The sequence below is a fragment of the Pedobacter ginsengisoli genome (genome assembly GCF_002736205.1).
Classification (GTDB): domain Bacteria; phylum Bacteroidota; class Bacteroidia; order Sphingobacteriales; family Sphingobacteriaceae; genus Pedobacter; species Pedobacter ginsengisoli_A.
The window spans coordinates 4,097,304-4,123,718 of sequence record NZ_CP024091.1; the positions used below are offsets into that span (position 1 = coordinate 4,097,304).

Consider the following 26,415-nt stretch of genomic DNA (forward strand, 5'->3'; position numbering starts at 1 on the left):
TTATTTTAGGCATAAGTGGCTTGTTGGCACCTATAGATGAACTTGTTTAAAGTCTACTCAAGGTAAATAACTCAAAGTAATTTTTCATCAAAGTATTCTCTTTTAAAAAACTAAGAAATGGTTGTCCATCGTTAAATTCCAAAACAAAAGTATTGCCATCAGTTAACCTCAGCCAAATAATATTTAAGTCTGGTTCACTAAAAAGACTCTCGAACTCATTTGTAAGATCAACATATTGATCTCTTAACAAAAGATACTTAATATACCAATAATCTGCTTGAAAATTAACTGAAAACTCTACATAGGGCTCAATTTCAAGTTCACCACACAACCTTACTTTTGGTTCAATTAGCAATATATCTTTTATGAAATCTAAACTTTTTAGCTCATTAATAATTTTATACTTAGAGGCCTTCACTGCGTTTTCCATTTTTATAATATGTATGTTTATGGGGTGACGATTTTCCACTTTCTCCATGAGTTGTAAAGTGCGTATCGCTTCTTTTTCTTCCTTTTGCATCAAAAGTCGTACGTTGAGCATAATTGCCTGAAGCATCTTCTCTTAATTGAGTGTGTGAAACACCTCTACCCTCTGCATCGATTTTTGTATTCCCAGCCTTTGTCTTAACCGTTTTGATTGTTGCACCCTCTGCATCTTTCGGAATAAAAGGACTTTTCCCAAAAACTGAACCTTCTTTAGATGCAACCTTTGTTACTGCACCTAGAACCCTTCCAGCCCCTTCTGTTGCACCAACAACAAGCCCCTCAGCGGCTTTACTACCTATAGCCTTCCCCAAAGCTGTCAAATCTCCCTTTGCTGCGGTCGAAGATACTGTGATCGCTTCTTTTGCCATACCATAGGTGCCAAAAGTAGCAGTATTTAACAAATTGTTCGTTATTGCTTCAGTAGTAAACTGGCTTTTAACTGTTTCAACTGGATTTAATACTGCCTGTTTTATTCCTCCAAAATATCCAGTAAAACCTTGCTTTATCCCATCCCATAAGTCATCCCCAGGTCCATCTGGAAATCTTCCATCTGGATCAGTTAATAAGATTGGGTTATTAAGCACATAAATGTATGGCGAGGTGTTTTCCTGATTGAGTTCAACCAGAGGATCTATAGTCGTCCACCTCCCAATCACCGGATCATAGAATCTTGCCCCGTAATCATACTGTCCACTTAACTCATCCTGTATCTCCTTTCCATTATAAAGATACTTATTTGTTCCAGCTAAAATACTCTTTCTTTGCCCAAAAGCATAATAATTATCTGCCTGTATCCGCTGTAGTGCCAATGTGGGATGCTTATTGAAACTATACCTCACATTACCTAAATGATCAGTCAGGTTATATTCATAACTGTATGTTCCGGAATTGTTCCTTGCAAGTCCTTCCTCTGTCTGGATGATCTCAATGGTATTACCATTGTACTCTATCCCGTCTACATAATGTCTGGTGGTCCCAGGGACCGCGGTATTTACTTTTCTTAGTTTGTTACCTGAAGCATCATAGGTATAACTCAATGCCAATCCCGTCTTGGTAGCCGTAGAAGGCAAATTAAGCAGATTATACGTCAGTACTACCCCTGTCCTCCCGTCTGTAGTCGCATTCCCATTCGCATTGTATGCATAACTCCCTGTTGCTAATGTCCCTCCTGTAATGCTAGTAAGCTGGTTGCCGGTATAATTATAAGTCCCAATACCTCCTGCATCCCGGTTCATCGTCTTGATGTTACCCATCACATCATAGGTCAGCACTTCACTCATCACCACTCCTGTACTGGTGCCGTTCAACAGCCGGTTTAGCTTATCATAACTGTAGGTGTATACATTCGGAAGGCTTGCCGCTGCTCCCCAGTTCTGGTTGGAGATATTACCATTGTACTGAGGGGTAGTCCCATCTTCATATTTCAGCAGGGTGCTGAACTGAGTTGATGTACTCGTTTTTTGCCAGCCCCGTTCATTATAAGCATAGGTGCTGTTCTGTAGGAAGGTAGACCCGTTGTCAGTACTGTGAAGCTCTTTCTTCAGCAGCTGACCAACCTCATTGTAGTTCAGCCTGCTCAATACCACCTCAGGGTCTGCATTGATCCTCTCCTTTACCAGTTTCTTTCTGCCCATGTGATCATATTCATAGGTACTGGCAATGGTGGTAACAGTTGACCCATTGCGGTGCTCTCTTATGCTGTTCAGCAACTCCCCTGCAAAGTTGTAGGTGTTGCTGATCTCGTCATAGTTGGCAGGGTTTGCTGCCCCGCTCTGGTAGTGCTGTTTATATGTTTTTATGACTCTTGCTTCTTCATCATAATAATTTACTGTCCACAACATCTCCGCAGTACCCAGCACGTTCACTTTGCTTGCTGTAGGCAAGCCTTTGAGCTTTTTACTGTAGGCTGCATTACCACTCTGGTTATAAGCTGCTGGCACACCCGGTGCTGCATAATCGTCATAATACTTAATGCTCAATATATTGCCGCTTGGTCCGTTAACCGGATAAGTTCGGTCCAGGGTATAGCCAATCCCTGTGGCAATCTTGTTTTCCCACAGCTCAGGCTTGGTAACAGCCAGCGTATCTACCAGCCCCTGAAGTGCTACCCTATAAGAGGTATTGGCTGTAGTGCCATAATTATGGATAGCGGTAATAATTACCCGGCCAAAAGCATCATATTTAGTCAGGGTCCAGTCCTGGTTGGCTTTGCCCCGCTGAACTGCATCCTGACTAAACACAACCTGGTCCAGTTTATTGTATATCATATATTCCCAGCCCTTGCCAGGAACTTTCTTCTCTACCAAACGCTGTCTGCCATCGTATTTATAGCCATAGATATACTGGCTAAAAACTGCATCGGCCTCTGTAAAAGTAGTAGCTGTAACGGCCGGAGGGATCACATACCGCAGATTACCCAAGTCATCGTAAACATAGTAAGTAGAAAGGGATACCGATTCTGTTTCCCATATCCGTTTTAGTACTACACGGCCTTCAAAGTCTTTGTACTCTTCTACTGTACCGATCTTCCCTGTGGTCCAGTTCTCATCTTTGGTGATCGACTTATACAGTTTCCCTGCGGCATACACATTGGTACCACAGCTGGCTCCGTTGCTGGTTACTACCCAGAGTTTTACCGATTCCGCCCCGCTGCCCACATTACTGCCGTAATCACTGACCACCGTACGCCCTGTTGTTGTACGGGTGGCGGCTGGTTGCCAGGGTAATCCCGGAGCTCCCTGCTCCAGTACCCGGTTTAATGGACTGGCTTCAAATACCGTCTGGCTGTAAGGGTAAACTGTCCGAACCATTCCATTGGCCTGCTGGGTACCGCTGCTGCCAGCAGGGTTATAGAATGCCAGTACTCCTGCCCCGGCAGTTAAGGCATTGGTTTTATAACTGCCATTGGCGGTTCCCGGATCTGCATAGGGAAGGTATTTGGTCGCTTCACGGCCAAAGGCATCATAGCTTATGGGCTGGACAATATCTTTTAACGAGGGGCTTCCTTTTACCGTTACTGTTTGTAGAAGACGGCCCAACCCATCAAAATACTGAATGCTCTGGTTCAGCTCACAAACAGTCAGGTTAACTACATCAACTTGACTTGTTAGGGTAATCCCTGAACGCTTCACCGTATTGCTGATCACATAGTTCTGGTTTGCACTGGCAAGCGAGGCCAGTGGAACACAATTGGCACTGGAACTGATATAGGCACGGAAATCACTCCCTGCTGGAACGGTAAAACCATTAGTAAAAGTAATACTCCCGCTAGCGGTAATCTCTGACTGACCTGTATAGGTACCGAAGGTCAGGTGCTGGGCGTTCAACCTGCTAATACCAAATAACTGTACTAATATTATTACTGACAGGCTCCATAGAGCCGAAATTCTATTGTTCATATCCGAGCGCTATTAAGGTTTGTAGTGATAATCGAAGTTCTTTATGATATTTTTATCCTGATCCTTCACATTCAGCAACCGCTGGAAATTATCATATTCATAATAAATTGTCTGCCCTTTGGGATCGGTCATGCTCGTCATACCGATCAATGGATCGTAAGTATAAGTAGTTAATTGAGAATCAGATGGATAAATTCTAACATCATCATAGGCAGTTCCCCCACTCAACAGCTTACTGTTAGCAGTATAATCTTCCTCCTTAAATGCCCAGACACCTGAAGCTAAATAGAAATAGCCTATCTTATAAGCTCGGGTATTGGGTCGAGTCCAATTTACAGTATAGCTACCATTGTAAAACTTCGATCCTGAATGGGCATTCCCTAATACCCCTCCACTTTCCTCAAAATTCTGACAATAAAACTCAGTTTCCATTGCATTTTTAATCTCCGCAATAGGATATTGGTCATTATATCCCCATTTGTAACTATGCATAATACCAAATGGTCTTTTTTGCTGTGTTAGGTTCCCTTTTGAATTGTATAGATCCATTGAGACCACCGTAAAATATCGATTGTCTTTTTTTACGGCACCCGCCGTTACCGAAGAAAGGCTAAAATCGGTAAGGGGTGTTGAATTTTCCATTCTATGAATTGCATCAGGTAATGCTTGACTTGGCTTATAAGAAATAAATTGGCTAGACACCATTGCGGAATTTGCTCCATTTGCATCTTGTCTAAACACAGCCTTTTCAATTTCAGCTGAGACTACATTTTTTGCCTGTAGATTCTTTATTCCTAAACTGACATTATCCGTAGCAGTAATGTTTGTATAGTCTGGGGCGTACTTAAATTTAGTAACGGTTAACTCGCCACGGCTCGTATTTTTCTTTATTTCGATTGGCAGTAAATGTAAAAGTGGGGAACCATAACTATAAACACTTTCAACTCGGGTTGGACTACCCTCGAAGGTTTCCTCAGTTGTTTTATTCAACTGCGTTAACCCTGATTTAAAATCATATATTTTATAGCTATATAAATTAGGCAAATTTTCAAGTGAGTAAGAACCAGGAAATCCACGTCTTATATATTTAACCATTGCTCCCTGAACCGTTTTCATAAAAACAGGACTATTATAGACATTGGTGATTTTCTTTACCAAATTAAATGTATCGGCTACGTACTTATAGTCTTCTTGCTCAAGTAGCAACCCCCTTTGCCAATCACGCCCATCAGCCGGCGGATAAGGGAAATTATTTACGGGACCAGAACTTCCTCCGTAATAATCCGGGTAATTTTCAGGAGAAGTGTATCTAAAAATACTTTTTCCATTTGGTGCTAGATTCTCAGGATTGATGCTTTTAACCGTTACTTCAGCATAGCCAACATTACTGCCTTGTGTGGTACTTAAGGGATAATTTGTGTCGCTATTAATTACTTTGTAAAAAAACTCTTTAATAACCGTGCTTACAGTGGAAACTTCATAATTATGAACCTCAGAATAATCATAAACATGCTTAACATCTGATAGCAATGACCCAGAGGTTGAACCATTAGGGAATTTATATTCATAATTTTTCTCTAAATTTTTACCAGAAATGGGATCGTAATCCTTCATCGATTTGATTCTTAAGCCACCAACATCCTTTACTGATGGACCTGGTTGTGCTGGTAAAATATTTGACCACCCATATACTTTTGCATATGGAAGTTCGTGAAAGGCATCAAAATAGGTGTTATTATCAATAAAGGTAGCAACAGGTTTAAACACCAATCTATAATTTCCAGGGGCAAGCACAAATGTATAATTGTATTCAACTGTTCCATTTGTTTGATTAATTGTTTTTTGACCATTGGCATCGATATCAAACATGGACACAATTACAGTTCCTGAGGTATTATGAATCTCAAAACTCATAGATCCAGCTCTAATAGGCTGAAAAGGATATCCTTTGATCTGCAAATTAATATTGGTAGTAGAAGCTGTTGTTACGACACTAAAATCTTTATAATATCTTTTTAATCCGTTTTCAATATAGGAGCTATATCCCAAGGAGCTATACTGTAAATAGTTTATACTCAAATTATGAGATTGAGGATCAGCTGTTGGAGGCAGCAGGTCAGTAGATTTTACCTGGTGTAATTCATAATTAAATTCCGTATATCCACCAGTGGGGTAAGTTATTTTTTTTAATGTTCCACTTTTACAATAGGCCAGATTTGGATCTTTACCCATAAGGACATAACTGTCACTATTTTGAAAATTGCCAACCAACTGATACGGCAGAAAATCGTTACCCGTAAAAGTGTATCCATTATAGTATCCCCAGTGATCCCTTGATTTTGAATCTCTAGAAGGTAACCCCATTTCGTATTCCATGGAATAAACCGTTCCTTGTTGGTTGGTGCTACTTATTTCTTTAACACTTTCCAATGCTAACCTTCTATTTTTAGTTTGATACTGATCATACTTCAGAAAATTATCTTCGAATCCTGTTCCGGTTCCATCAACATCTACCATTGAACTCCCGACCATATATTTGTAGCCCAATCTGTATTCTTTCTTGACAAGACCTTCTAAAGTTTTTATTTTAATTGAAGTAAGTATTTTATCCCCGATTAAATCTCTTCTGTCTTTGTCATAGTTGAATTCAACATTACCGTTTGAAAACGATATATTTTTCAATCTTTTACTTTCACTCGTCGTCCTGTTAATATTTGAAGTAAATTCCTGCCTCGCGGGTGAAGGTCCAGCCACAGGATTGAGTAACACATATCGTTGTTCGGAACTCGGCATGTCATAGCTAAGAGTATAATTTTCGTATGTAAAATTGATTGCATTTCCAACCACAGGTGTTATTTTTGACATGTACCAACTGTTTATCGACGCAGGTGGATTGCCTGGCCCTGGCGCATCTGGGTCAGAACTAGTGTTATTCTTCTCATAACCTACATTCTTTGTCTTTTCATAATCTTTAAATTCATATATCGTTCCATCTTCAGTAGTAACTCTCCATCCTTGCAGATCAGAAATCCCATTTGTTCTTAATGGCTCTATTTTAATTTTTTGGTATGGAATGATAGTGATTTCATCATTCTGACCTAAGAAAAATTTACCTGATTTACCCGAAAAATTAAAATAGAATACATCAGGCTGATAATCCTTTTGTCCAGTGGCCATATCATCAAGCTCCTGCGAACTTGGGTTTGTAGGTATGGGGAGACTAAAATTCCTTAATTCATCAGGCGTTCCATACATACTCCGATTGATAACACCTCCGGCATTTAAATTCCAACCCAACCCTACAAAAGAAGCATACTCAGTTACCTTGATCCCCCCTGCATTATAGTTAATGTCTATTGGAAGCGTTATACCTGTTTCCTTAATTTCATAGATGGGGATATTAATTTTAGGCACCCCCGTATATAATCCAATATCTGTATTCCCGTACTGGCCCAGAGATGAGGCATTTGGAGAAGCAGTGACTACTTTCTTTAAGTCATTATTTCCAGAAGTGGTTTGTCCTTCACAAAATGAGACATAGAAACTTGTAAGGAATAGTAATAAAATGCGAGTATATTTCATGGGTTTATTAGAGTTATCTTGGAATAAATACATCATTTTTTTTTATTTCTACGATTTCTAGTTCCAACTGACCGATCCTTTCACTTTGCTTTTTACTTTGCTCATGCTGATCAATAAGAATAAGAGTCAATTCTTCAATTTTTTTTACAAGTAATTTATTCATCTCACCAAGATTCACACCCTCAGCTTCAATATCCTTAGCAGAGGGTATTTCAGGTAAATGCTTATATGTAGTAATAAACTTCTTGAGTTCTGGAATAGTAGTTAGTTTATAATCCTCTTCAAATACATAATCAGGCCAGTTGGTTGCTTCCACTTTTATCTCCTGCGTACGAATTTTACCGTTTACGGCTAACTTGTATCCTTTAGTATCAGTTGTGCCAATACCCATGTTTCCACTAGAAAACAAATCACCCTGATTGGTTACTGTTCCTTTAAATCTGTTCTTATAGGGAACACTTTTAGCTTGAGTTCCCTGTATTACTTCATCCGCAGTTGTCCAACCCTGAAACCAACTACTTTGCTCAGATCTACCTTTAGCAAAAGCAGTAACTTTAAATCTCGCATAAGATGTTTTATCGTTAATATATACATTAACAAATCCATTGTTGTTGGTAAGGAGAATCTCAGGGGTATAGCCGCCGGACGAAGAAATTGCAGTATTAGTAAAAACATCATTATATACATACCAAACTAACTGAAGTGAGATACTTTCAGAGATTGCATAAATATACCCTTCTATCTTAAGGGTGATCATTTGAGAAGCATTTAGAAAAGGTATGTTCGTTTTGATATTTGTTCCATTGACTGGAGCTCCATTAATGCTATAATTTAAAACTTCATAAGATTGAGCTTTAGATGCCTCACAAAAAAGCATGATGCATACGATTAAGAGTAACTTTTTCATAATTGAAAATTTAATACTGTTGTTTTTTAAGTTGCTGCGCCTGTTCCTCTACCTTTTTATTCAGCTGGATCATTAATAGTGTCAGCTCCTCAATTTTCTTTAAAAGCTTGGCATTCATTTCACCCAAATCGACGCCATTGGCTTTAACCTCTTCTGCTGATGGAATGCCAGGCAAATGGCCTTTCTCTTTTATGTGCAACTCGGTTTCGTTAAGCGATGGAAGTTTATAATCTTCGGCAAATACATAATCAGGCCAGTCGGCTGCTTCTACTTTAATTTCCTTTGCCCTAACTTTACCATTTACTGAAAGCTTTTCATTGGGGGTAGTTGTCCCAATACCTACATTTCCATTTATTATTGTATTTCCTGTTCCACCAGGTGTTAATACAATATTTGGATTTGTTCCATAGGCTAAAATATCAAGGCTGCCACTGGCTCCTGTTCTGAACACGTTGTAATTAGAAACATCATAGCCTAAACGCAGTTGTGGATTAACATCCACTACATGAAGTTTTGCAGAGATTGTGGACCCTGTACCAATCCCAAGCTTACCTGCCGGATTCAGCCTCATTAGCTCATCTGGCGATACAATAGCTTCATTTACCCCTGTGGATGTTGCATATTTCCATACAAATCCAAGGTGATGATTGGACGAATACATGCTGCTTCCAAGAGCACCTCTGGGCTGAATCCAATTTGTTCCATTCCAATAAGCATTATGATTAACCCAAACACCATATCCCGCATCGCTTCCTGCCTGTCTTGACCCTTGGATATAACCACCAGTCCCTGCGGATCCACCACCAATTTGGATATAATTATTCGCAGCTATCCCAATTTTGATATTTCCATTGATTTCTAAAGGCTCTGTAGGAGTAGCAGTTCCAATGCCAACATTCCCACTTGGAGGGAAAGTATTTGTTTGAGCGTAAGACTCTAAACTTAAGCCAATTGCCAGAATGGCAAACAACTTGATTGCTGGGATTTTTGAGAACATAATGAGATAGTTAATTTAAGAGCGAAAGTAAGAATATTAATTGTCGATTTCCAATTTTTGTTTCAATAACAAAAGGTTATTGAGAAATCGGAGGTGAAGACGAAGGATCTAATGCCCTAAAATCCAACCTTAACACACATTTTTTACTTTTTTCATCTGTTGGATCAGCTTTAGGTGCCTTAACCTGTAAAGCGGAAATTTTGCCTATGCCATTTAAGCTCTCAAGGGTATCAACTAACTTAACTAATTGCACATAGTTACTGTAAAAATATAATGACTGGGTCATACCTGCACTGGTACTATCTGCTTCGGCCTGCAATTTATTTAACACAAAATCTACTCCAACATTTTGCCTGGCTGCAATGGCTGATGACTGAATCCACAACTTATCATTCCAGTCTTCAGTAACCTTGTAGCCCTTAAGTATTTTATCGAGCGCAGCTAATTTCCTCTGAACATAAGTAGGATTAAAAGAAATATCACTTCCCAGTTTTGATTCCTCACTAAGTTTATTATTCAGCTTAACAGCGTCAAAAGTTTTATTAAATGCCAGAAACCAACATAACAACAAGCCTATCCCAAATACCGGAAGTAACAGCTTGTTCTTTTGTATGTAACTAAACCTGTTGAGCATAATGTATATCAGTACTTTAATGATATTGTAAAAACCTGGGCCTGTTTCTGATCGTCAGCAGTATATTTCTCTAACTGAACATTTTTAACCCAGCCTTTTTGTTGCAGATTATAAATCCACTCATTTATAGCGTAAATACTGCTCGTTTGTCCTTTAATTATTAGATGACCAGTTTCTGGCTGCGTTTCTTTAACCACACCAGTGCTACCGCCCGACAAAGAGTTGATCAGCAACTCATCAAGCAATACTTCCTTTGGCACTGAGCTTCCAATCTGATCACATAAATAAGCATAGCTATACCCCTTATTCCAACCTAATTTCTTTACCAGATTTTCTTTCCCTTTTACTTCCTCCTCAAGCTTCTGCCTATTTTCGTAAATGTACGATTGCTGACCTGCCTTACTCATCAGTTCCTGGTTATTTGAGTTGTAAGCACTCAGCACTAAAAAATTAAGCATCAGCAATCCAAAGAAAAAGAAAAGTGCAGCAGCCCCATACTTCTTAAATTTCTGTTTCGCCATCAGCTCCGATAACTGCTCACTAATCTGTCCCGATGCAACTTCAATCAAATCAAGTTTATCATTCAGGATAAACTGAAATGCCGTTGCATAAGCCACCAAAAACTCCTCAGGCATTTTCTCTATATCAATCTTTAAGGGGAAGGTAGATTTTACATCTGCATCATACATATAAGAAGCCCAATCCTTTTCTGTATTTAAGGCAACCTGATGACCATCGAATTTTAAAACACCTTCGTATGAATTGATTTGAGGAATCACCTGATCCACCACAAAGGGTCCCAGACTTAACATAAACACATCCACTCCCTGCTTTTTAAAAGCTTCAATTACGGTATCCGCAATTTCTTTCCTTATAATAGCGATATAAGAATGTTCCCCTGCCGGAAAATGCTGTATATAAAATTCAGCCAGCTTAAAGGTTGGGAAAAGATGCTGTAAACTTCCTTCTGATATTATTTCTAACCGGTTCGTTTTCTTTATCAAAACCCCTTTACCTGTAATTGTAATGGCCAAAGGTTCAATCAGGTTATCAGAAACGATTTTAGAGGACGATCCTGAATATCTTTTTTTATCGCCTATCTGAATGAGTTTTTTATTCAGCGATAACTTAACCAACCTCACATCATAAGAGCCATCCTGTTTAAGATGCACCTCAGCTCCGGCACAAGCAGTTAAGTTATAGTTTAAACTCAATAAGGCAGCCATATTAGTAGATAATTGTAGGCTTAATAAAGACTATGGTTACCACCTTATTATTAGATTTGGTACGACTGCTAAACAGCCATTTTAATATTGGAATCCTTGACAAGAAAGGTACACCACTTCCACTTTCAGAGGTTTCAGTACGCTCCAATCCACCCAATACAATCATATCCTCGTTTTTAGCCCTTATGATGGATTCAAACTTACTGGTTGATGTTGGAGGCGGTGCATTTTCAGGCGGATCACCAATAAAGTCGGATATATCTACCTTAATATTTAAAGTCACCTGATCATCACCGGATACTATGGGTTTAATTTTCACCTCCAGGTTAGCCTCAACCGGCACAAATTGCTCTGTTATGGTGGTTTGCGTGGTAAGAGAAGGAATCACATTCTGCGTTTTGTTGCTATAATATCTCTTGCTTCCGATACTCAGATTGGCAATATGTCCGTTTAAAGTAGAAAGTTTAGGTACAGAGCGTACCTCCACATTACTATTGGTTTCCAAGGCACTTAACCTCACATAAAAATTAGGGGTTACACGCCCGATATTGACGGAATTGTTTCGCCCGAGCCGCCCCAGCAAGTCATTAATAGAATTGGCACCAAAAGTATAGTCGAGCCCAGGAAATACTGTCCCTCCCCGTTTCACACTGTCGGACACCCCAGCGGTAATGCCCGTCTTAACGCTTTTTCCTTTACGCACATCAATTAAAGTAACCTCAATTAAAACCATAGGAACCAGCTTATCCAGCTGTTTCACATAAGCTTCTATTTCTGCGATCTGCGGAGCAGAACCAGACAAGAGAATGGTATTCTGTTCCCTGAATTCTTTAATTTCAACCCCTCTTCTCCACTCTGTTGGAATCATATTTTGAATGGTATCAATAGAGCGGTTTTGCAGTTTTAGTAATTTATGAGAACGCAAACCTTCTACCCTTCTGTCACCTATCAGGTAAATCCCGTTCTCTACTTTGTAGGTATATTCTGTGCCCTGAAACACAGAAGTAAGCAGGTTATCGAAACTGATGTCGTTAACCCTTGATGAGATATTCCCGTTTATGTTAGAAAAAAGAAAATAACTGGCATTAATTTCCTGTGCAGCATTTTTTACCAGATCAATAATAGGCACATTAACCGCATCTACGCTGATCAATGGTTTGCCCTGCACAACTCTGTTCGACAATCTGAAATTGCCAGGAGCGGCGCCACCTCCCATATTCAATGGCTTTGGGTTTCTTCTTACGGCAGTGGTCTTATCGCTATTGATGTATAATTCTTCCCCTTCTGCCAATGCCTCAAACACATAAACATTATCGTTCGTTTTTACCATTTTCAAATCATTGGCAAAGGCGATCTTATTTAAAGCATCTTCAAAAGGCGCATCGGCCAGAAATACAGTAACCGTTTTATTTAAAAGCGCACTGGGAACAACCACATTTTTTTGGGAAACCATCGTAATTTTTTTGGCCACTTTTGATAAAGTATCGTTGTTCAACTCCACGCTCAAAGTATTGTTCTGCGCATTATAGCTAGCATTAATTTCCTTTACCGGGATTCTCTGTATAGGTTCCTGAACTTTTACCACAGACATGATTGAGCCTATCAGGTTAATATCCAATCCGTATTCTTTGGTAAGGAACACCAATACGTTTAATGCCGTTTCATTGGTAAAATTGTTAAAGACCTTGAAATTAAGATTGGGATCAATATTGATATTAAGATTGTTTGATTGTGCAAGAGCCCTTAAAAATTCCTGAGCAGACACATTTGATAGATTTATCTGAACTTTCTGATTTAGCCCCGGAACGGTAATGGCTAGGTTTCTTAACCGCTCCTCTACCCTCCTAACCCTTTCATCTGATTCCGAAATTTGTGCCGAGACAGTGTTTACCTGCACTAATAGCAGCAGGAAATAGATACTAATAATCTTTAGAGCGTTCATTAATTTGTAAATAGTAACGGGTATATTTCTTCAATCGTTGTATCACCTGAGGCGAATAATGCAAAAGCATTTTCGGCTAAAGTTCTAATTCCCCTGGCTTCCAACAGGGGGTTAATATACATATTGCCTTGCTTTATTTCAAAAGTTAATTCCTGATCGAGCGGAATAACCTCATAAACCGCCTTACGACCACTATAACCAGTGTAATAACAATGTTCACATCCTTTGGCTACGTAATGTTCCGATATTGGAGCAAATGGCTTAAACTGTTTTGGGTACGATGATGAAGGATCAAAATCGGCCTTTTCCTTGCATTTTTTGCAAAGCAACCTGACTAATCTTTGTGCCACTGAAGTATTTAAGGTATTGGCCACCAGAAAGGAGGGGATTCCCATATCCATTAAGCGGGATACCGTACCCCAAGCAGAATTGGTGTGTACTGTTGAGAGCACAAGGTGACCGGTTAAGGCGGCCCTTATTGCCATATTGGCCGTTTCCGGATCACGGATCTCCCCAACCATGATCACATCAGGATCCTGCCTTAGAAATGTTCTTAGCGCTGAGGCAAAGGTAAGACCTATGCTTTCTTTCAATTGTACCTGGTTAATACCCGCAAGAGTATACTCAATCGGGTCTTCTATGGTTAGGATGTTCCTTGTTTCTTTGTTGAGGTATTTAAGCGTAGCATACAAGGTTGTTGTTTTACCGGAACCTGTAGGCCCGCTTATTAAAATAATACCATTTGGTCTTTTAACTCCCTGCAGGTAATTGGCAAGATCGAAATCTGAGAAGCCAACATGGTTAAGGTCAATATTTGCAGCGTTGTTATTTAACAAACGAAGCACAACCTTTTCACCATGCAGGGTTGGCAATACCGAAACCCGTATATCAAATTGCTCTTCACCACTTTTAAAGTTGATCCGGCCATCCTGCGGAAGCCGCTTTTCTGCAATGTCGAGATTTGCCATGATCTTGATCTTATTGATGAGTGCCGGATATTCAGTTCTTTTTAAAACATAACGTTCAACCATCATCCCGTCGATACGGATACGTACCCTACACTTTTCTTCATAGATCTCGATGTGGATATCACTGCTTTTTAAGTTTCTCGCTCCCCGGATCAGGTCATTTAAAAAACCTTCCCCTTCGATGGCAGAGGTCATTTTTTGAAACTGATTTTGTCCGTTTTCTTTGAGGTAATGCTTGTTTAGCAACATGCTAATTGTTGCGGCAGGCTGCGCCTCAAGTGTAATATTTTTACCAAGCACAATTTCCAGTTCATCAGTAAGTTGGGAATGATCTGCTTCTTCATCACATAGCAAAACAAGACCATTCGGGACACTGTCTTTCGGTAATATGCGATAGTGCCATGCCTGTTCCTTGCTTACAGAGTGAATAAAAGCTGGATTGAAGTCGTGGTTTTGAGCGCTCATTAATTAATACTTTTAATTGATCAGGAAATATAACCAGTTGTCGCTGTAAAGCTCCAGACTTGAAATTATATAATCCATTATCATTGCAATTCCCAGCAATGCAGCCTGCAAACCTGCCAGGGGGATATGCTTATTATTTGTTATTATTTTTGCTGTTGCTAAAGCATATAGCAGAACTAATATAAGACTTACGATATAAAATAGCACATAATTTACCGGAGATAAGTAGAATGGAATTGCAATTAAAAAAAGTACATCGCCCCAACCCAAGTAATTATTGGTTATGTTTATTATTTTTTTGTGTTTGACAGAGAAATAAATCCAAAGGATAAAGATCTGGACCATTAAAAACAGTAAACCGTATCCGGCATCTGTTAATGTTTGCTGTATCCCTGAGGTATTATATTTTAGCAGGACCATCAATATGGCAAGGATAGGGAAACACCACCAATACACTGCCCGATAAAGCATGTCCTGATAGCAAATGAAGGCCAGGAATACCAGGATCAGTATTTGCAGCCAGATCATTAATCTGCCACTACTTCCTTCAGATTTTTATCCTGATCAATTTCCCAGACATTCAAGGTTCCATCACCGTCGAAATCTGTAACGGCAGTTGCACGAGCAAGGAAGGCGTTGTTTGTTGCTTTTACAATTTCGATTTTATAGTTGGCTCTTCCATCTTTGCCATCTGTAGTTAGTTTTTCCTGGATAAAACCTATTTCTATTAGATCAGAGCTATATTTGGACTTTTCGTAGAAATAGGTCTTTTGTAGGGTCGAAAGATGCTCCAACTGTACTTTTGCTTCGGTTGATTTTGCTTTGGTAATTAATGGCAAAAGGTTAGGAAGTGCTAAAAGCACAAGAATTCCTATAATTACAAGTACTACCAGTATTTCTGTAAGGGTATAGGCTTTGAGTTTTTTATTTAAGATCTGCACATTCATGAGCGTTAGTTTAGGATGCTAAAATATAATATTCTATGCACATGATGAAATAGGTGACTCAGTATTTTTTCTTCTAATTACCAAATGACTGTCCAATAAATTACTGTTTGATTTTGTTGACTTATCGCCACTCCTTTAGAATAACCATTCTTCCAATTTTCAGGCATTTGTATATTAGGCCCCATGTTGAATTTCGCTTTCCATGAGTCAACCTTTTTACACTCTAATACATAAATTACAAAGGCATCATCTAGTCTTAGAGCTCTGTCCCTGTTATAGTTTTCATAATTCACAAAATTTGGAATAGGGTATTTATTGATATAGCAACCATTATTTAATAATGACATATCAATAACAGGCATTTTCTGATTTTCATCCGTTTCTGTTGTTTCAAAACGATTAATGATCGACAAGCACGAATCTGATGATCTATATTTAGCAATAGCCAATTTTTTAAATTTGTTATTGAGATTTTGTATTTCTTCAGTTTTCACGCCATATTGATAGAGCATTAGACTAATATTGTTTTTCTTCTGCTCCAAAGATGAAAAGGCAGCGGCAAAACTCCCCGATTGGGTACTTTTTGCAGGAAAATGGTCAATGAATTTTTTATCAAAGTTATTCTTATATTTTTGATAATACATTTCTCCTGTCGCAGAAATTGAGGAATCCGGAGAACAACCAATACAAAAAATATTTAATGTAAATAATATTAAAAAAAGAGTTGCATTCTTCATACCTTAATTTAAAAAACTGCTTTAAAGACCTTAATCACTTCATTAATAAATGTTGCCATGGATCCACTCTGTGACCCTACAGGGGATCTGTTTTCGTAAAAATAAGCTGTTGACCTTATACTTTGCCCAACGGGTTTATTAATATCATATCTTGCTCTTGAAATAGAGCTCCATGCACCAGAGTTACTGCTTTCTTTCAATTCAACTTTTTTATTAACCATATCTGCTTTTACGTAAGATAATTTAGCATCACCAACCTGTTCAATTTCTGTGATCGTTGACTTTATTCTTTCCTCCCCTATATTTCCGCCACTTGTAAGTTGGCTTTCTTGGACTGTAGCTCTTTCAACCTTTTCATATCCTTTTCCTTTCATAAAGCCCTCGGAATTTCCAACAAAATATGCGTCTCTATTTAGAATATTTTTCTCTATTCCTTCGGAAACTTTACTACCAAACATATCATCGGCACCAAGTCTTTCGTAATCACTCGGTTTCGTTCCATAGTTCATCTTATCTAGTGTTCCTTGTGTAATTTTAGATTGCCCCTTAACATATAGTACTTGTCCTGTTAAATTATTAACAAACCAGTCTTTTTTCTCCATCCCATCAGGATCAATGAATCTAAGTGGATTGTTATCTACATAAACATATGGGGAGAATCTTCTATTCTTTTCAGCCAGTGGATCAATCACATTCCACCTTCCAATCATCGGATCATAAAATCTAGCTCCATAATCATACTCATCAGTTAGAACCTCCTGTTCTTCCTTTCCATTATAAAGATAATTATTTTTATCACCAGATAAGAATTTTTGCCTGTTTAACCCAAATGCATAATACTCATCCTCCTGTATTACCCTTGCAGTTCCTCCATTATCATCAAAAGATACCCTGATATTACCCAAATTATCTTTAAGGTTATATTCATATCGGTAACTTCCATCTATTGGGCTTCGCACCGCACGACCTTCTTCCGTTGCAATGAGATCAAGTACATTATTTTTATAATGAATACCACTAATATACTCCCTTATCGTCCCAGCCTGAGTTGATTTGACCTTTGTACCAACAGCATCATAAACGTAAGTTGCAGTTTGACTTCCCGTAACCGTAGCTGGCAGATTCAACTGATTATATGTTATAGAGGTAATACCCCTTGTTCCATCGCTGATGGCACTACCATTAGTATTGTAGGTAAAAATCCCTGTAAGACCTCCCGTTACACCTGATAATTGATTGCTCAGACCAGCATTTGCATAGGTATAGGCAATTGGAGTACTTGCTGCAGGCCCTCGTTTCAAAGAACTTATATTACCAGCTTTATCATATGCAATAACCTCATCCAGTTCACTTGTTGTACTATAAACAGAATTGGTTAATCTGTTGATCTTGTCGTAAGTATATTTAAACCAACGATTACCACTCTTTTCTCCTGTATATTCAAACTCAGAAATATTACCATTAAATTGAGCGGCTGCTCCTTTGGTTGGAATTTGATACCGTAATTTTACGTCGAGTTTTGGCGCACTTGCATTTAATAACCAGCCACGCTCATTATAGGTATAAGTAATGGTTTGCAAAAAGTTGACACCATTATTAGTTGAGTGCAAGTTTTTCTTAAAAAGCTGTCCTAACTCATTATATACCAATTGCGACATTAAAACACGTGGATTAGAATTAATAGTTTGCCAGGTATTGGTTTTTCTTCCAGTATGATCATATTCATATTCTGTGAGCACCTTAACCTGCTCTGCGCTGGCTACTTTATGGCTTCTGATACTTGAAATTACAGCACCGGTAAAATCATACAAATTTGTGATTTCATCATAGTTACCTGCCACTAATGTACTGCCCTTGTAATGTTGGTCAAAGACTTTAATTATCCGGCCCTCATCATCGTAGTAATTAACTGTCCAAAGCATATTTGCTGTTCCAAGAACGTTTGTTTTACTGGCAGTAAGCATACCCCGTGTCATTCCCCCCCTTCTGTATAAGGATATGGATTCCCTCCGGGAAAATTGTAGTCATCATAATAGTTAATAGACAATGTGGTAGTCAAAGCAGTAGGAAATGCCGAATTTGTATAGCCGTTTCCTGTGGTCACTTTGCCTTCCCAGTATACATTAACCGCATTAGCTAAATTCTGAACAGTGTTTAAATTGTCTGTTCCAGCTGTACTTCCCGGGTGAAGATAAATACCTTTAATAATTTCTCGACCCATTACGTCATATTTAACTGCTGCCCATTCCTGAGGTGCTTTATTTCTTTGTTCTGCATCCTGTGTCAAAATCAACTGGTCCCGTTTATTGTAAACCATATATTCCCAGCCTTTCCCTGGTAACTTCTTTGCAGTCAATCTTCTTCGTCCATCATAACGATATTGATAGCAGAGATTATCAAGAGTTGTTTGAGGTATGGCAACATTTTTATCTGGTTCTGCTTTAGGAGGGAGTACAAAACTGAGATTACCAAAATCATCATACACATAATAAGTAGATAATGTATCCACCACAGCTCCATTCTGATTATAAGTCCTTTTTAAAACCACCCTTCCCTCTCTATCCTTACATTCTAGTGAAGTGCCAGCATAGTTATATGAATTGTTATTATTTTCATCACGAGTAACTACTCTTGTAAGCGCATCTATCGGATAAAGTTCATTATTGTCTTTTCGAGTTAGTGTACGGGCTCCTGTTACATTGTCAATTGCTACCTTATAGAGTGCCTCACGCTTATGGTTATCTTCTACATATGTAATGGTATGCCCTTTATTTGGGCTTGAAGAAGTACCCAATTGCCAGTAATCTCCGGGAGCTCCCTGCTCTTCAAGTCTTCTTAGAGGCGAGGGTTCATAAACCGTTTCCGAAAAAGGATATGGTGTATGAACTACATTCACCTGATTTGTATAAAAACTAGATAAATCGGTAACATTTGGGCGTAAAAATCCAAATTCTCCTGATTTGGTATAAGGTAAATATTGAGTCTTTTCTAATCCGAGATCATTATAGTCTTTCAGCTGAAATACACTTGCAAGACTCGGACTTCCTTTCACTGCAATACTCCCTACTGATCTTCCCTGACCATCCATATAATCAATGACCGTATTTACCTGACAAACCAGATTTGTAGAATCAGAAGGATTTACAATTCCAGGTCTTCTAACGTTGTGGGTAATTATATAATTAAAATTTCTATTGGTTGTATACAAACTTTGCTGACAATTGCCTCCGGGGGGAGTGATATAGGCGCTAAAACTTGTGCCAGCAGGTACAGTAAACCCATTTGTAAACGTAATACTCCCCGTTGCTGTAATTTCCCTTTGGTTATCATACGTGTCTAACGAGAGATGTTGAACCTGAGCCTGAATGTTACTTAGACAGCTAAAGAAAATTAAAAAAATAGTTAAGAGCTTTTTCATTCTAGTGTTTTTAGACCATTTATAATCGGACCGTATTTTATTTGTATCTGCTGCCAATGTTATAATTATAGGCTTTAACAATATTACCCTGCTGATCCCTTATGTATTTAATGCGCTGTTCATTGTCATATTCATAGCTTGTAGACAGCCCCTTTGGATCTTGAGACCGGGTAAGTCCTATTCCAACATTATAAGTATATGTACTTAGCTGGCCATCGACAGGATAGAAAGCCAGCTCATCAATAAAGCCTGTACCCGAAATTGTTATTGTTGAATTTGCAGTTATTTCCCTTTCAGCCAAAATCCAGTTACCCTTTACATTCTTTTTTGTTTCGGCACTAACCGTTCCTCCTGTAACTGTTATAACAGATCCTACTTTGTACCAATACGACAAAATATATTTCTTACCGGTTGTATAGTATGTCTTAGTAACTGGTTTGCCAGCCAGAGGGTATACATTATCTGCAGCTGGCGATGTTAGGTCTACCACAGGAATACCAGCATATGTCCAGAATCCTTTCAAATAATCCTTATTGTCGCTTTCAAAATTTGTGTAACCAACATCATAGATATTTGGAACATTACTGACTTGCGCAACAGGATACTGCTGATTATACCCCCACAATACAGCCGTTTTTGGACTATACAAATTCGAGAAAAGAACCACATTCCCCATCTCATCATAAAAATCATAACTACTTTTCTCTTCGTATCCGGCGTGGTTTTCACTATAACTTGTTAACGGGATATACTTACCACCCGTGTTCAATCTATAAGTTTTATCATTGAGGACAAGGCCATTAGAAGATTTGAATGTATTCTTTACCCCATCTGTTACCTGGTAGGCTGCATCTTTTTTTATCATAGATACCTGTTCTACAGGTTCAGACATACGATTTGCTGTTCTCAATAAGTCTACTCCATTAATTGTATTACTAGGAAAATCTAATGGATATTTTATGCGTACGACTGTTGTATCACTATTGGAATTAAATGAAGAAATACGCGTTGGTTGCATATGATATACATTATCGTAATAGTAATTGGTGGTACTTACCATTGGATCTATGCCTGAGAAGTTATAATCTGTTGTTAGGGTTTTTGAAAGTTTATAAACATTTGAGAATGCTGATAGCTCTACAACGCTGCCATAATACTTCCCTGGATAATAATTATCCTCAACTTCTGGACCCAGCTCTCTATATCCCAAGGGATCCATATTAGCAATTGTTGCAATCCAACTACATTCATAAACCAGTCCTGCACCACTTGCACCAGTCACAGGAGTTGCGGTACACAAGCGGAAATTAGTTGTATACTGTCCGATTAACATTCCCTTTATACCTCCAAAAAAAGAATAGCGTTTGGGAGAGCTGGCAGGCGCTTTAAAATTTGTATATGTGTTTGCTGTTTCGCGAACTTTAGTTCCCGCTAATCTCGATCCGGCATATTCTACAATCCTGTATGCCTGTCCGGCAGGACGGCTTTCCTTTACTCCCTGATTTGTATACAGCTCTGGCATATTTAGTTGTGTTGTAGATGAAGCAATAACATAATTCCATGGACCAGCCTCAACATCTGATGGGGAATAATAATATACCGTTTCACCACTTGGATTAGGCCCATTATAAATAGTCTCCGTAACGGAGGGATAGTATGCTGAACTCCCCTTATGAAGAGCAAGATCATTTAAAGGATGCGACATATAATTTAAATTTTCTGAGCTATATGTTGACAATCCATCAGCATACTTATAAATTATACTTGAAACTACACCTGGTATGTTAACAATACCATAACCGCTTTCAACGGTACTTAAGAACGAAGGACTTCCAACACCATACTTATAACTCTTTTTTGATAAGGTTTTTCCAGAAAACATGATGCCATCATTTCGAGTAATGGATTTTATGCGGATTCCACCACCGTTATAAACCTTATAATATTGTTGATATGTATTTGGCCCAGTTTGAGTCCATCCTTGAATCTGGTACTTATTTGATTCATATTCATAGTTAATCGACTCCCCCGTTGGGGTTGATATTTTTTTTATAGTACCTTTCTGAGCCTCCCAGAAATTCGTCTCTCTAAGGGCGTACCCAACATTGGAAACGTTAACATCATTTGGGCTATAAAAATCCTTTGCCTCACCCCTATGGAATTCAAATGAGGATGGAGCGCTACTAGGGTAATTTTTATAGCGAGCCGAATAATGAGGTATATCCCGAAGTGAGATAAGGCTATCTGGATTCTCCAGAAGAGTTTTATTATCTATTTTACCATTGTAAAATCCCCATCTATCTTGTGCCATACTTCCTGAAGTTGGGTCAACAGGCAATTTACCGAAAGAACCAGATGTATCACCGCCATAATAATTAAAACTCCATTTCCCAGCCTTTGCACCATTTGCATCTTGTACTTCTATACTAGTTAGATAATGTCCATACTGAACATCAGGATCATAGTTAAATTCATATCGTTTTAACCATTTATATGCCGATTTCACCTTTTGTTCTACAATTACTGCGGTTAAAACGTCGCGACCAAGTACATCAGTTGTACTATATTCAAACCTAACCCTTCCAGTGGCATAAATTATTGTTTTTATTCTATAATGTTCGGCAACATCTGTTCTTGTCTGTGCAACAACAGGTTCACCCTGAAAATAGTAGGGACCATTAAAATCTTGCCAGGTCCCATCTGATTTTTTCATCAAATTTCTAGTCAATGGTAAGGTTTCTAAAGTTGTAATTCTTCTTTTGCCTGCAATTCCACTAACAAAGCTTTTTTGATCATATTCAAACTTAACAGTATCCTTAAATTTTGAAGAAATGATTGAATAAAGGTTATAGTCTGAAACATAGGAATAAATATCTCTTCCCCAAATCTCAGATGGAGACAGTTCCCGCATTTCTGTTGATACTTCATCCACACTTCTATATCTTTTTTGTTTATCGACAAGAATCCTGTCTCCAGCCATAAAATTATGAACAAGACCATCACCAATAGTTATTTTATGTCCTGCAGAACCATCATACTTAAAAGTCGGATCGTATGGGAACGTTAATCCATCTTTAACAAATCTTCCGCCAGCAGTTGGCAAAGTATAACTAAATGCATCAAATGCATAATCATAAACACCCAATATAACTTTACGTAGTTTTTCCCTGTCGTTCCTAATGTTATCAGGATTTAAACTAAAATTGGTAGTGGAGGTCAATGAATTGCTGGAATTACTAAATTCATCATCACGACCATTTATTTGCTTAATAATTTTGCCACCAGCGTTAAGCTCCCAGCCCATACCAGGTGCTCCGGCCTCCTGACCAACCTTTATCCCAAGGGCGCTATAGCTAATAGAAATGGGAACTACAATATCATGAGCCTTTACCTCATATAATGGGATATTTATATTTACTGTTCCTGTACTGTATTCAACATTATCCAGACCATTGGAGGAATTAAAATTTCCAATTTTGGGGGCCTCTCCCACAGGTCCACCCGCACGTTTATCGTAAGAGATCTGAGCTTTGAGATTTGAAAAACAAAGGAGTAAGAAAGGAGTTAACAAAACTAGCGAATTCCTTAATTTCGAATAATTTAAATAGCCTGGCATTTCGATTGCGTTAAGTAGTTTATCTTAAAGTTATTAATCGGATAGATATTAAAAAAAATGTATAGGGATTTCTGTGCAAACAGCTGGAGTCTACAGAATTATAAAACGTTGTCTTTATTACAAGACCTTCCTGTGTAGGTTGTTGTTTTGAGAGCATTTGAGATGAAGCGTTAAAGAAACCAAAAGGCTTATGTTTTAAATATATATACAATTAAATTGATTTACAAAATTTGAGATTAATTAAAATCTATTTAAGTTTATCTAACTGTTTTTGCTGCATTTTTAAAGTTTCAGCCTGTTGCTGAACTTGTTTATTTAGCTGTATCATAATTAATGTCATCTCTTCTATTTTCTTTAATAGCTTTGCATTCATATCCCCCAGATCAACCCCATTTGTTTTTACTTCATCAGCCGAAGGAATCCCAGGTAAATGACCTTTTTCATTAATATGCTTTTCTGTATCTTTTAGTGATGGTAGCTGATAATCCTTTGCAAAAACATAATCTGGCCAGTTGGCAGTTTCCACTTTAATTTCTCTTGCACGGATATTTCCATTTACTGCTAATTTAACATCGGGTATTGATGTTCCAATTCCAACATTACCATCCTTATCAATCTCCATTCTCGGATAAACTCCAATGCCATTTGATGTTGCAAATATTAAGGAGGCAGATGAATTCACAGCGGCCTCCCCCTGTATATTACTTCCTATGTAGGCCATTCCCTGAAACCAACAGAATTTCTTGATATCCAAGACAAAGTTCCTCCTGAACTATTATTCAAAACAGAGCCTGTGCTTAAAATAATATGCGATTGACTATTGATTGTGGTATTAGAGTTAAAAATTTCCAAAACCTTATTGCTCCCTCCATGAAAGAAAGATGAAGGTGATAAAGTTCCAATTCCAACACTCCCAGTTGCCGTAAATGTATTTGTCTGCCCCCTAGAAATGTTAAGTCCCAGTACCATTAAGATTAGCAGAGTTAAAGATAATTTCATGCTATTTAATTTTAGATTTTAGATATAATATGTCTTTCTTTTGCTCATCATTTTCTTTCTTTATTTCTATTAAGTATAAAGTAAGCTCCTCAATTTTCTGTAAAAGCTTGGCATTCATCTCACCCAAATCAACTCCATTGGCTTTTACCTCTTTAGCTGAAGGAATTCCAGGCAAGTGACCTTTCTCTTCAATGTGCTTTTCTGTTTGTTCTAATGATACTAGCTCATAATCCTTTGCAAAAACGTAGTCCGGCCAGTCAGCTGCTTCTACTTTAATTTCCTGGGCTCTTATCTTTCCCTTTACAGAGAGTTTCTCTGTTGGAGATGTTGTTCCAATACCCACATTACCTGTTGTTTTCAAATACAATTGTCCTCCTACTACATTAGTACTTCTTATATCCAAATCATTGTACAGACCATTATATGCACCGACAATTCCCGCATTCTGAGTAGTAGTTGATATAGTTTGTATAATTAGCCCTGTTGTTCCATTTGTTACACTCAAAGCGTTTGAATTAGACGGAACCATAACGGTTAAAGGATAAATCGGATTTGTTACACCAATTCCAACCCTTCCCGTAGTAGGAAAAGTATTGGTTTGGGCACTTGTCTTCGATTGATAACACAAACTTGATAACAAACAGATAATTAAAATTTTGGAAAGAAAATTTATTTTCATTTAAAACGATTTTATGGTAAGAAAAATTAACAATGTCATTATGATGAAAGCAGTTTAAGATCTTGACGAAAGTTATTTGGAATCTGACAAATATTCAGGTTGTCAGAATTAGAATGAATGAATTTGAAAGCATAGAGAAGTCGTTAATTTAATGCTCCAATACGGCGAACCTATTTTACTGGTATGAAAGTAAATAGCATGATTTTCTGTAGCTACAGCGCCAATTGACCTCCAGTTTCCTGCATATATCTTCAAATCATTGCCAAATGTCTTAATCATCGCATCATAATCATTTTCAATACCAAACTCAAGACTAGGATAATTAGAAACTGATCCGATTCTTAAAGCTACAGTCCCATTTATTCCCCCTGATCTAACATTAACGTTTAATTTACTTTCAGGGTTATTGTTCCAATTCCAACATTTCCGCTTGAAGGAAATGTATTCGTTTGTGCAAGTGAAATTACAGTGCATAAGCACAGTACCATCAAGATGTAAAGCTGTCTCATATTTTATTTATTACTTTTCAATATTTCTACTTCTTTTTTTAATTCTATCAAGTACAATGTTAGTTCCTCAATCTTCTTTAGCAGTTTAGCATTCATTTCACCCAGATCAACTCCATTAGCTTTAACCTCTTCAGCAGAAGGAATATCAGGCAAATGACCTTTCTCTGCAATATGCTTTTCTGTTTCTTTTAATGAGGGTAACTTGTAGCCTTTTGCAAATACGTAGTCTGGCCAATTAGCTGTCTCCACCTTAATTTCCTGTGCCCGTATTTTACCCTTTACAGAAAGCTTTTCTGAAGGCGCTAAGGTACCAATACCAACATTACCAAAAACACTAAAATTCTGTACATCATGTGTTTCAGTTTGGTTGGGAGTAAAATCCTCAATTTCACTCAATACATCCTCATTCAATGGGAGTCCATCTTTTTCATATGGAATGGCCAGCATATTTTCAGCTGTTGAAATTGTCCAGCCCATAAATTTAAACCCTTGATTAAAATACGATGCGCGATAAGGTACTTCAAGAGCTAAATACCTTTTACCGTTGAACAAACATCTTTTCAACTTCCATGGACTTGCATTATTATAATCAGAAATAACACTTGCCGTAGTGGTAGTATACGCGGCTGAAGTATTAAGATTTGCAACATTTAATCTGTTAGAACCAGTTACTGAACCTCTTAATGCAGTAATGGTACCAATTGCATGATTTGCCCCAATGATCGTTCCTGAATAGGCTTCATGTAAAAGTATAACCACCTTACTATAGTTACCAATAGGTGTATAAGCAGGAATAACAATGTTTTTATATCCTGGGGCTATTGTAGTTACCTGACCATAAGTTTTAAATGATATTATTCCCAGAATAAACAGGAAAAGAGCTTTTTTTATTCTTGTCATAATTT

20 protein-coding genes are annotated in these 26,415 nt (G+C 38.0%); all 20 read right to left on the reverse strand.

Going from position 1 to position 26,415, the window contains the following annotated elements; translation table 11 throughout:
- Positions 1–46 precede the first annotated feature (46 nt).
- Positions 47–430, reverse strand: coding sequence for a hypothetical protein (locus CPT03_RS16835; protein ID WP_099439923.1), 384 nt, complete (start codon positions 428–430; stop codon positions 47–49).
- On the reverse strand, positions 405–3,884 hold the full coding sequence (locus tag CPT03_RS16840; protein ID WP_099439924.1) for a DUF6443 domain-containing protein: 3,480 nt from the start codon (positions 3,882–3,884) through the stop codon (positions 405–407). The genes CPT03_RS16835 and CPT03_RS16840 overlap by 26 nt, the downstream gene beginning before the upstream one ends.
- A gap of 12 nt (positions 3,885–3,896) precedes the next feature.
- Complete coding sequence (locus CPT03_RS16845; RefSeq protein ID WP_157766483.1) at positions 3,897–7,466, reverse strand: hypothetical protein; 3,570 nt, start codon at positions 7,464–7,466, stop codon at positions 3,897–3,899.
- A 13-nt stretch (positions 7,467–7,479) separates the two neighbouring features.
- Entirely contained in the window at positions 7,480–8,373 is an 894-nt protein-coding gene (locus CPT03_RS16850) for a hypothetical protein (protein ID WP_157766484.1), read from the reverse strand.
- Between the two features lie 10 nt (positions 8,374–8,383).
- Complete coding sequence (locus tag CPT03_RS16855) at positions 8,384–9,370, reverse strand: hypothetical protein (RefSeq protein ID WP_099439927.1); 987 nt, start codon at positions 9,368–9,370, stop codon at positions 8,384–8,386.
- A gap of 76 nt (positions 9,371–9,446) precedes the next feature.
- Positions 9,447–10,004: a hypothetical protein gene (locus CPT03_RS16860; RefSeq protein WP_099439928.1), complete on the reverse strand. Its 558-nt coding sequence runs from the start codon at positions 10,002–10,004 to the stop codon at positions 9,447–9,449.
- A gap of 8 nt (positions 10,005–10,012) precedes the next feature.
- On the reverse strand, positions 10,013–11,230 hold the full coding sequence (locus CPT03_RS16865; protein ID WP_099439929.1) for a PilN domain-containing protein: 1,218 nt from the start codon (positions 11,228–11,230) through the stop codon (positions 10,013–10,015).
- Between the two features lies 1 nt (position 11,231).
- Positions 11,232–13,172 (reverse strand): type II secretion system protein GspD, encoded by a 1,941-nt coding sequence (locus CPT03_RS16870; RefSeq protein ID WP_099439930.1) that lies wholly within the window; start codon positions 13,170–13,172, stop codon positions 11,232–11,234.
- Entirely contained in the window at positions 13,172–14,605 is a 1,434-nt protein-coding gene (locus tag CPT03_RS16875; RefSeq protein WP_099439931.1) for a GspE/PulE family protein, read from the reverse strand. Before CPT03_RS16875 ends, CPT03_RS16870 begins: the two co-directional genes overlap by 1 nt.
- 12 nt (positions 14,606–14,617) lie before the next feature.
- The gene (locus CPT03_RS16880; RefSeq protein ID WP_099439932.1) at positions 14,618–15,133 is read right to left on the reverse strand and encodes a hypothetical protein; all 516 of its coding nucleotides are present in this window, start codon (positions 15,131–15,133) and stop codon (positions 14,618–14,620) included.
- Positions 15,133–15,552, reverse strand: a complete 420-nt coding sequence (locus tag CPT03_RS16885) for a type IV pilin protein (RefSeq protein ID WP_099439933.1) — start codon at positions 15,550–15,552, stop codon at positions 15,133–15,135. The genes CPT03_RS16880 and CPT03_RS16885 overlap by 1 nt, the downstream gene beginning before the upstream one ends.
- A gap of 77 nt (positions 15,553–15,629) precedes the next feature.
- Positions 15,630–16,289: a hypothetical protein gene (locus tag CPT03_RS16890; protein WP_099439934.1), complete on the reverse strand. Its 660-nt coding sequence runs from the start codon at positions 16,287–16,289 to the stop codon at positions 15,630–15,632.
- An 8-nt stretch (positions 16,290–16,297) separates the two neighbouring features.
- Positions 16,298–18,265 carry an RHS repeat domain-containing protein gene (locus tag CPT03_RS16895; protein WP_245869871.1) on the reverse strand — a complete coding sequence of 656 codons (1,968 nt, stop codon included), beginning with the start codon at positions 18,263–18,265 and terminating at the stop codon, positions 16,298–16,300.
- The gene (locus CPT03_RS16900) at positions 18,262–19,707 is read right to left on the reverse strand and encodes a DUF6443 domain-containing protein (protein ID WP_157766485.1); all 1,446 of its coding nucleotides are present in this window, start codon (positions 19,705–19,707) and stop codon (positions 18,262–18,264) included. Before CPT03_RS16900 ends, CPT03_RS16895 begins: the two co-directional genes overlap by 4 nt.
- Positions 19,708–19,744: 37 nt before the next feature.
- Positions 19,745–23,323, reverse strand: a complete 3,579-nt coding sequence (locus CPT03_RS16905) for a hypothetical protein (protein ID WP_099439936.1) — start codon at positions 23,321–23,323, stop codon at positions 19,745–19,747.
- A 247-nt stretch (positions 23,324–23,570) separates the two neighbouring features.
- Complete coding sequence (locus CPT03_RS16910) at positions 23,571–24,044, reverse strand: hypothetical protein (protein WP_099439937.1); 474 nt, start codon at positions 24,042–24,044, stop codon at positions 23,571–23,573.
- Positions 24,032–24,322, reverse strand: coding sequence for a hypothetical protein (locus CPT03_RS16915; RefSeq protein WP_099439938.1), 291 nt, complete (start codon positions 24,320–24,322; stop codon positions 24,032–24,034). Before CPT03_RS16915 ends, CPT03_RS16910 begins: the two co-directional genes overlap by 13 nt.
- A 1-nt stretch (position 24,323) precedes the next feature.
- Positions 24,324–25,001: a tail fiber protein gene (locus tag CPT03_RS16920; protein ID WP_099439939.1), complete on the reverse strand. Its 678-nt coding sequence runs from the start codon at positions 24,999–25,001 to the stop codon at positions 24,324–24,326.
- Positions 25,002–25,109: 108 nt separating this feature from the next.
- Positions 25,110–25,475 (reverse strand): hypothetical protein, encoded by a 366-nt coding sequence (locus CPT03_RS16925; RefSeq protein ID WP_099439940.1) that lies wholly within the window; start codon positions 25,473–25,475, stop codon positions 25,110–25,112.
- A gap of 38 nt (positions 25,476–25,513) precedes the next feature.
- Positions 25,514–26,410: a hypothetical protein gene (locus tag CPT03_RS16930; protein ID WP_099439941.1), complete on the reverse strand. Its 897-nt coding sequence runs from the start codon at positions 26,408–26,410 to the stop codon at positions 25,514–25,516.
- Positions 26,411–26,415: the final 5 nt, after the last annotated feature.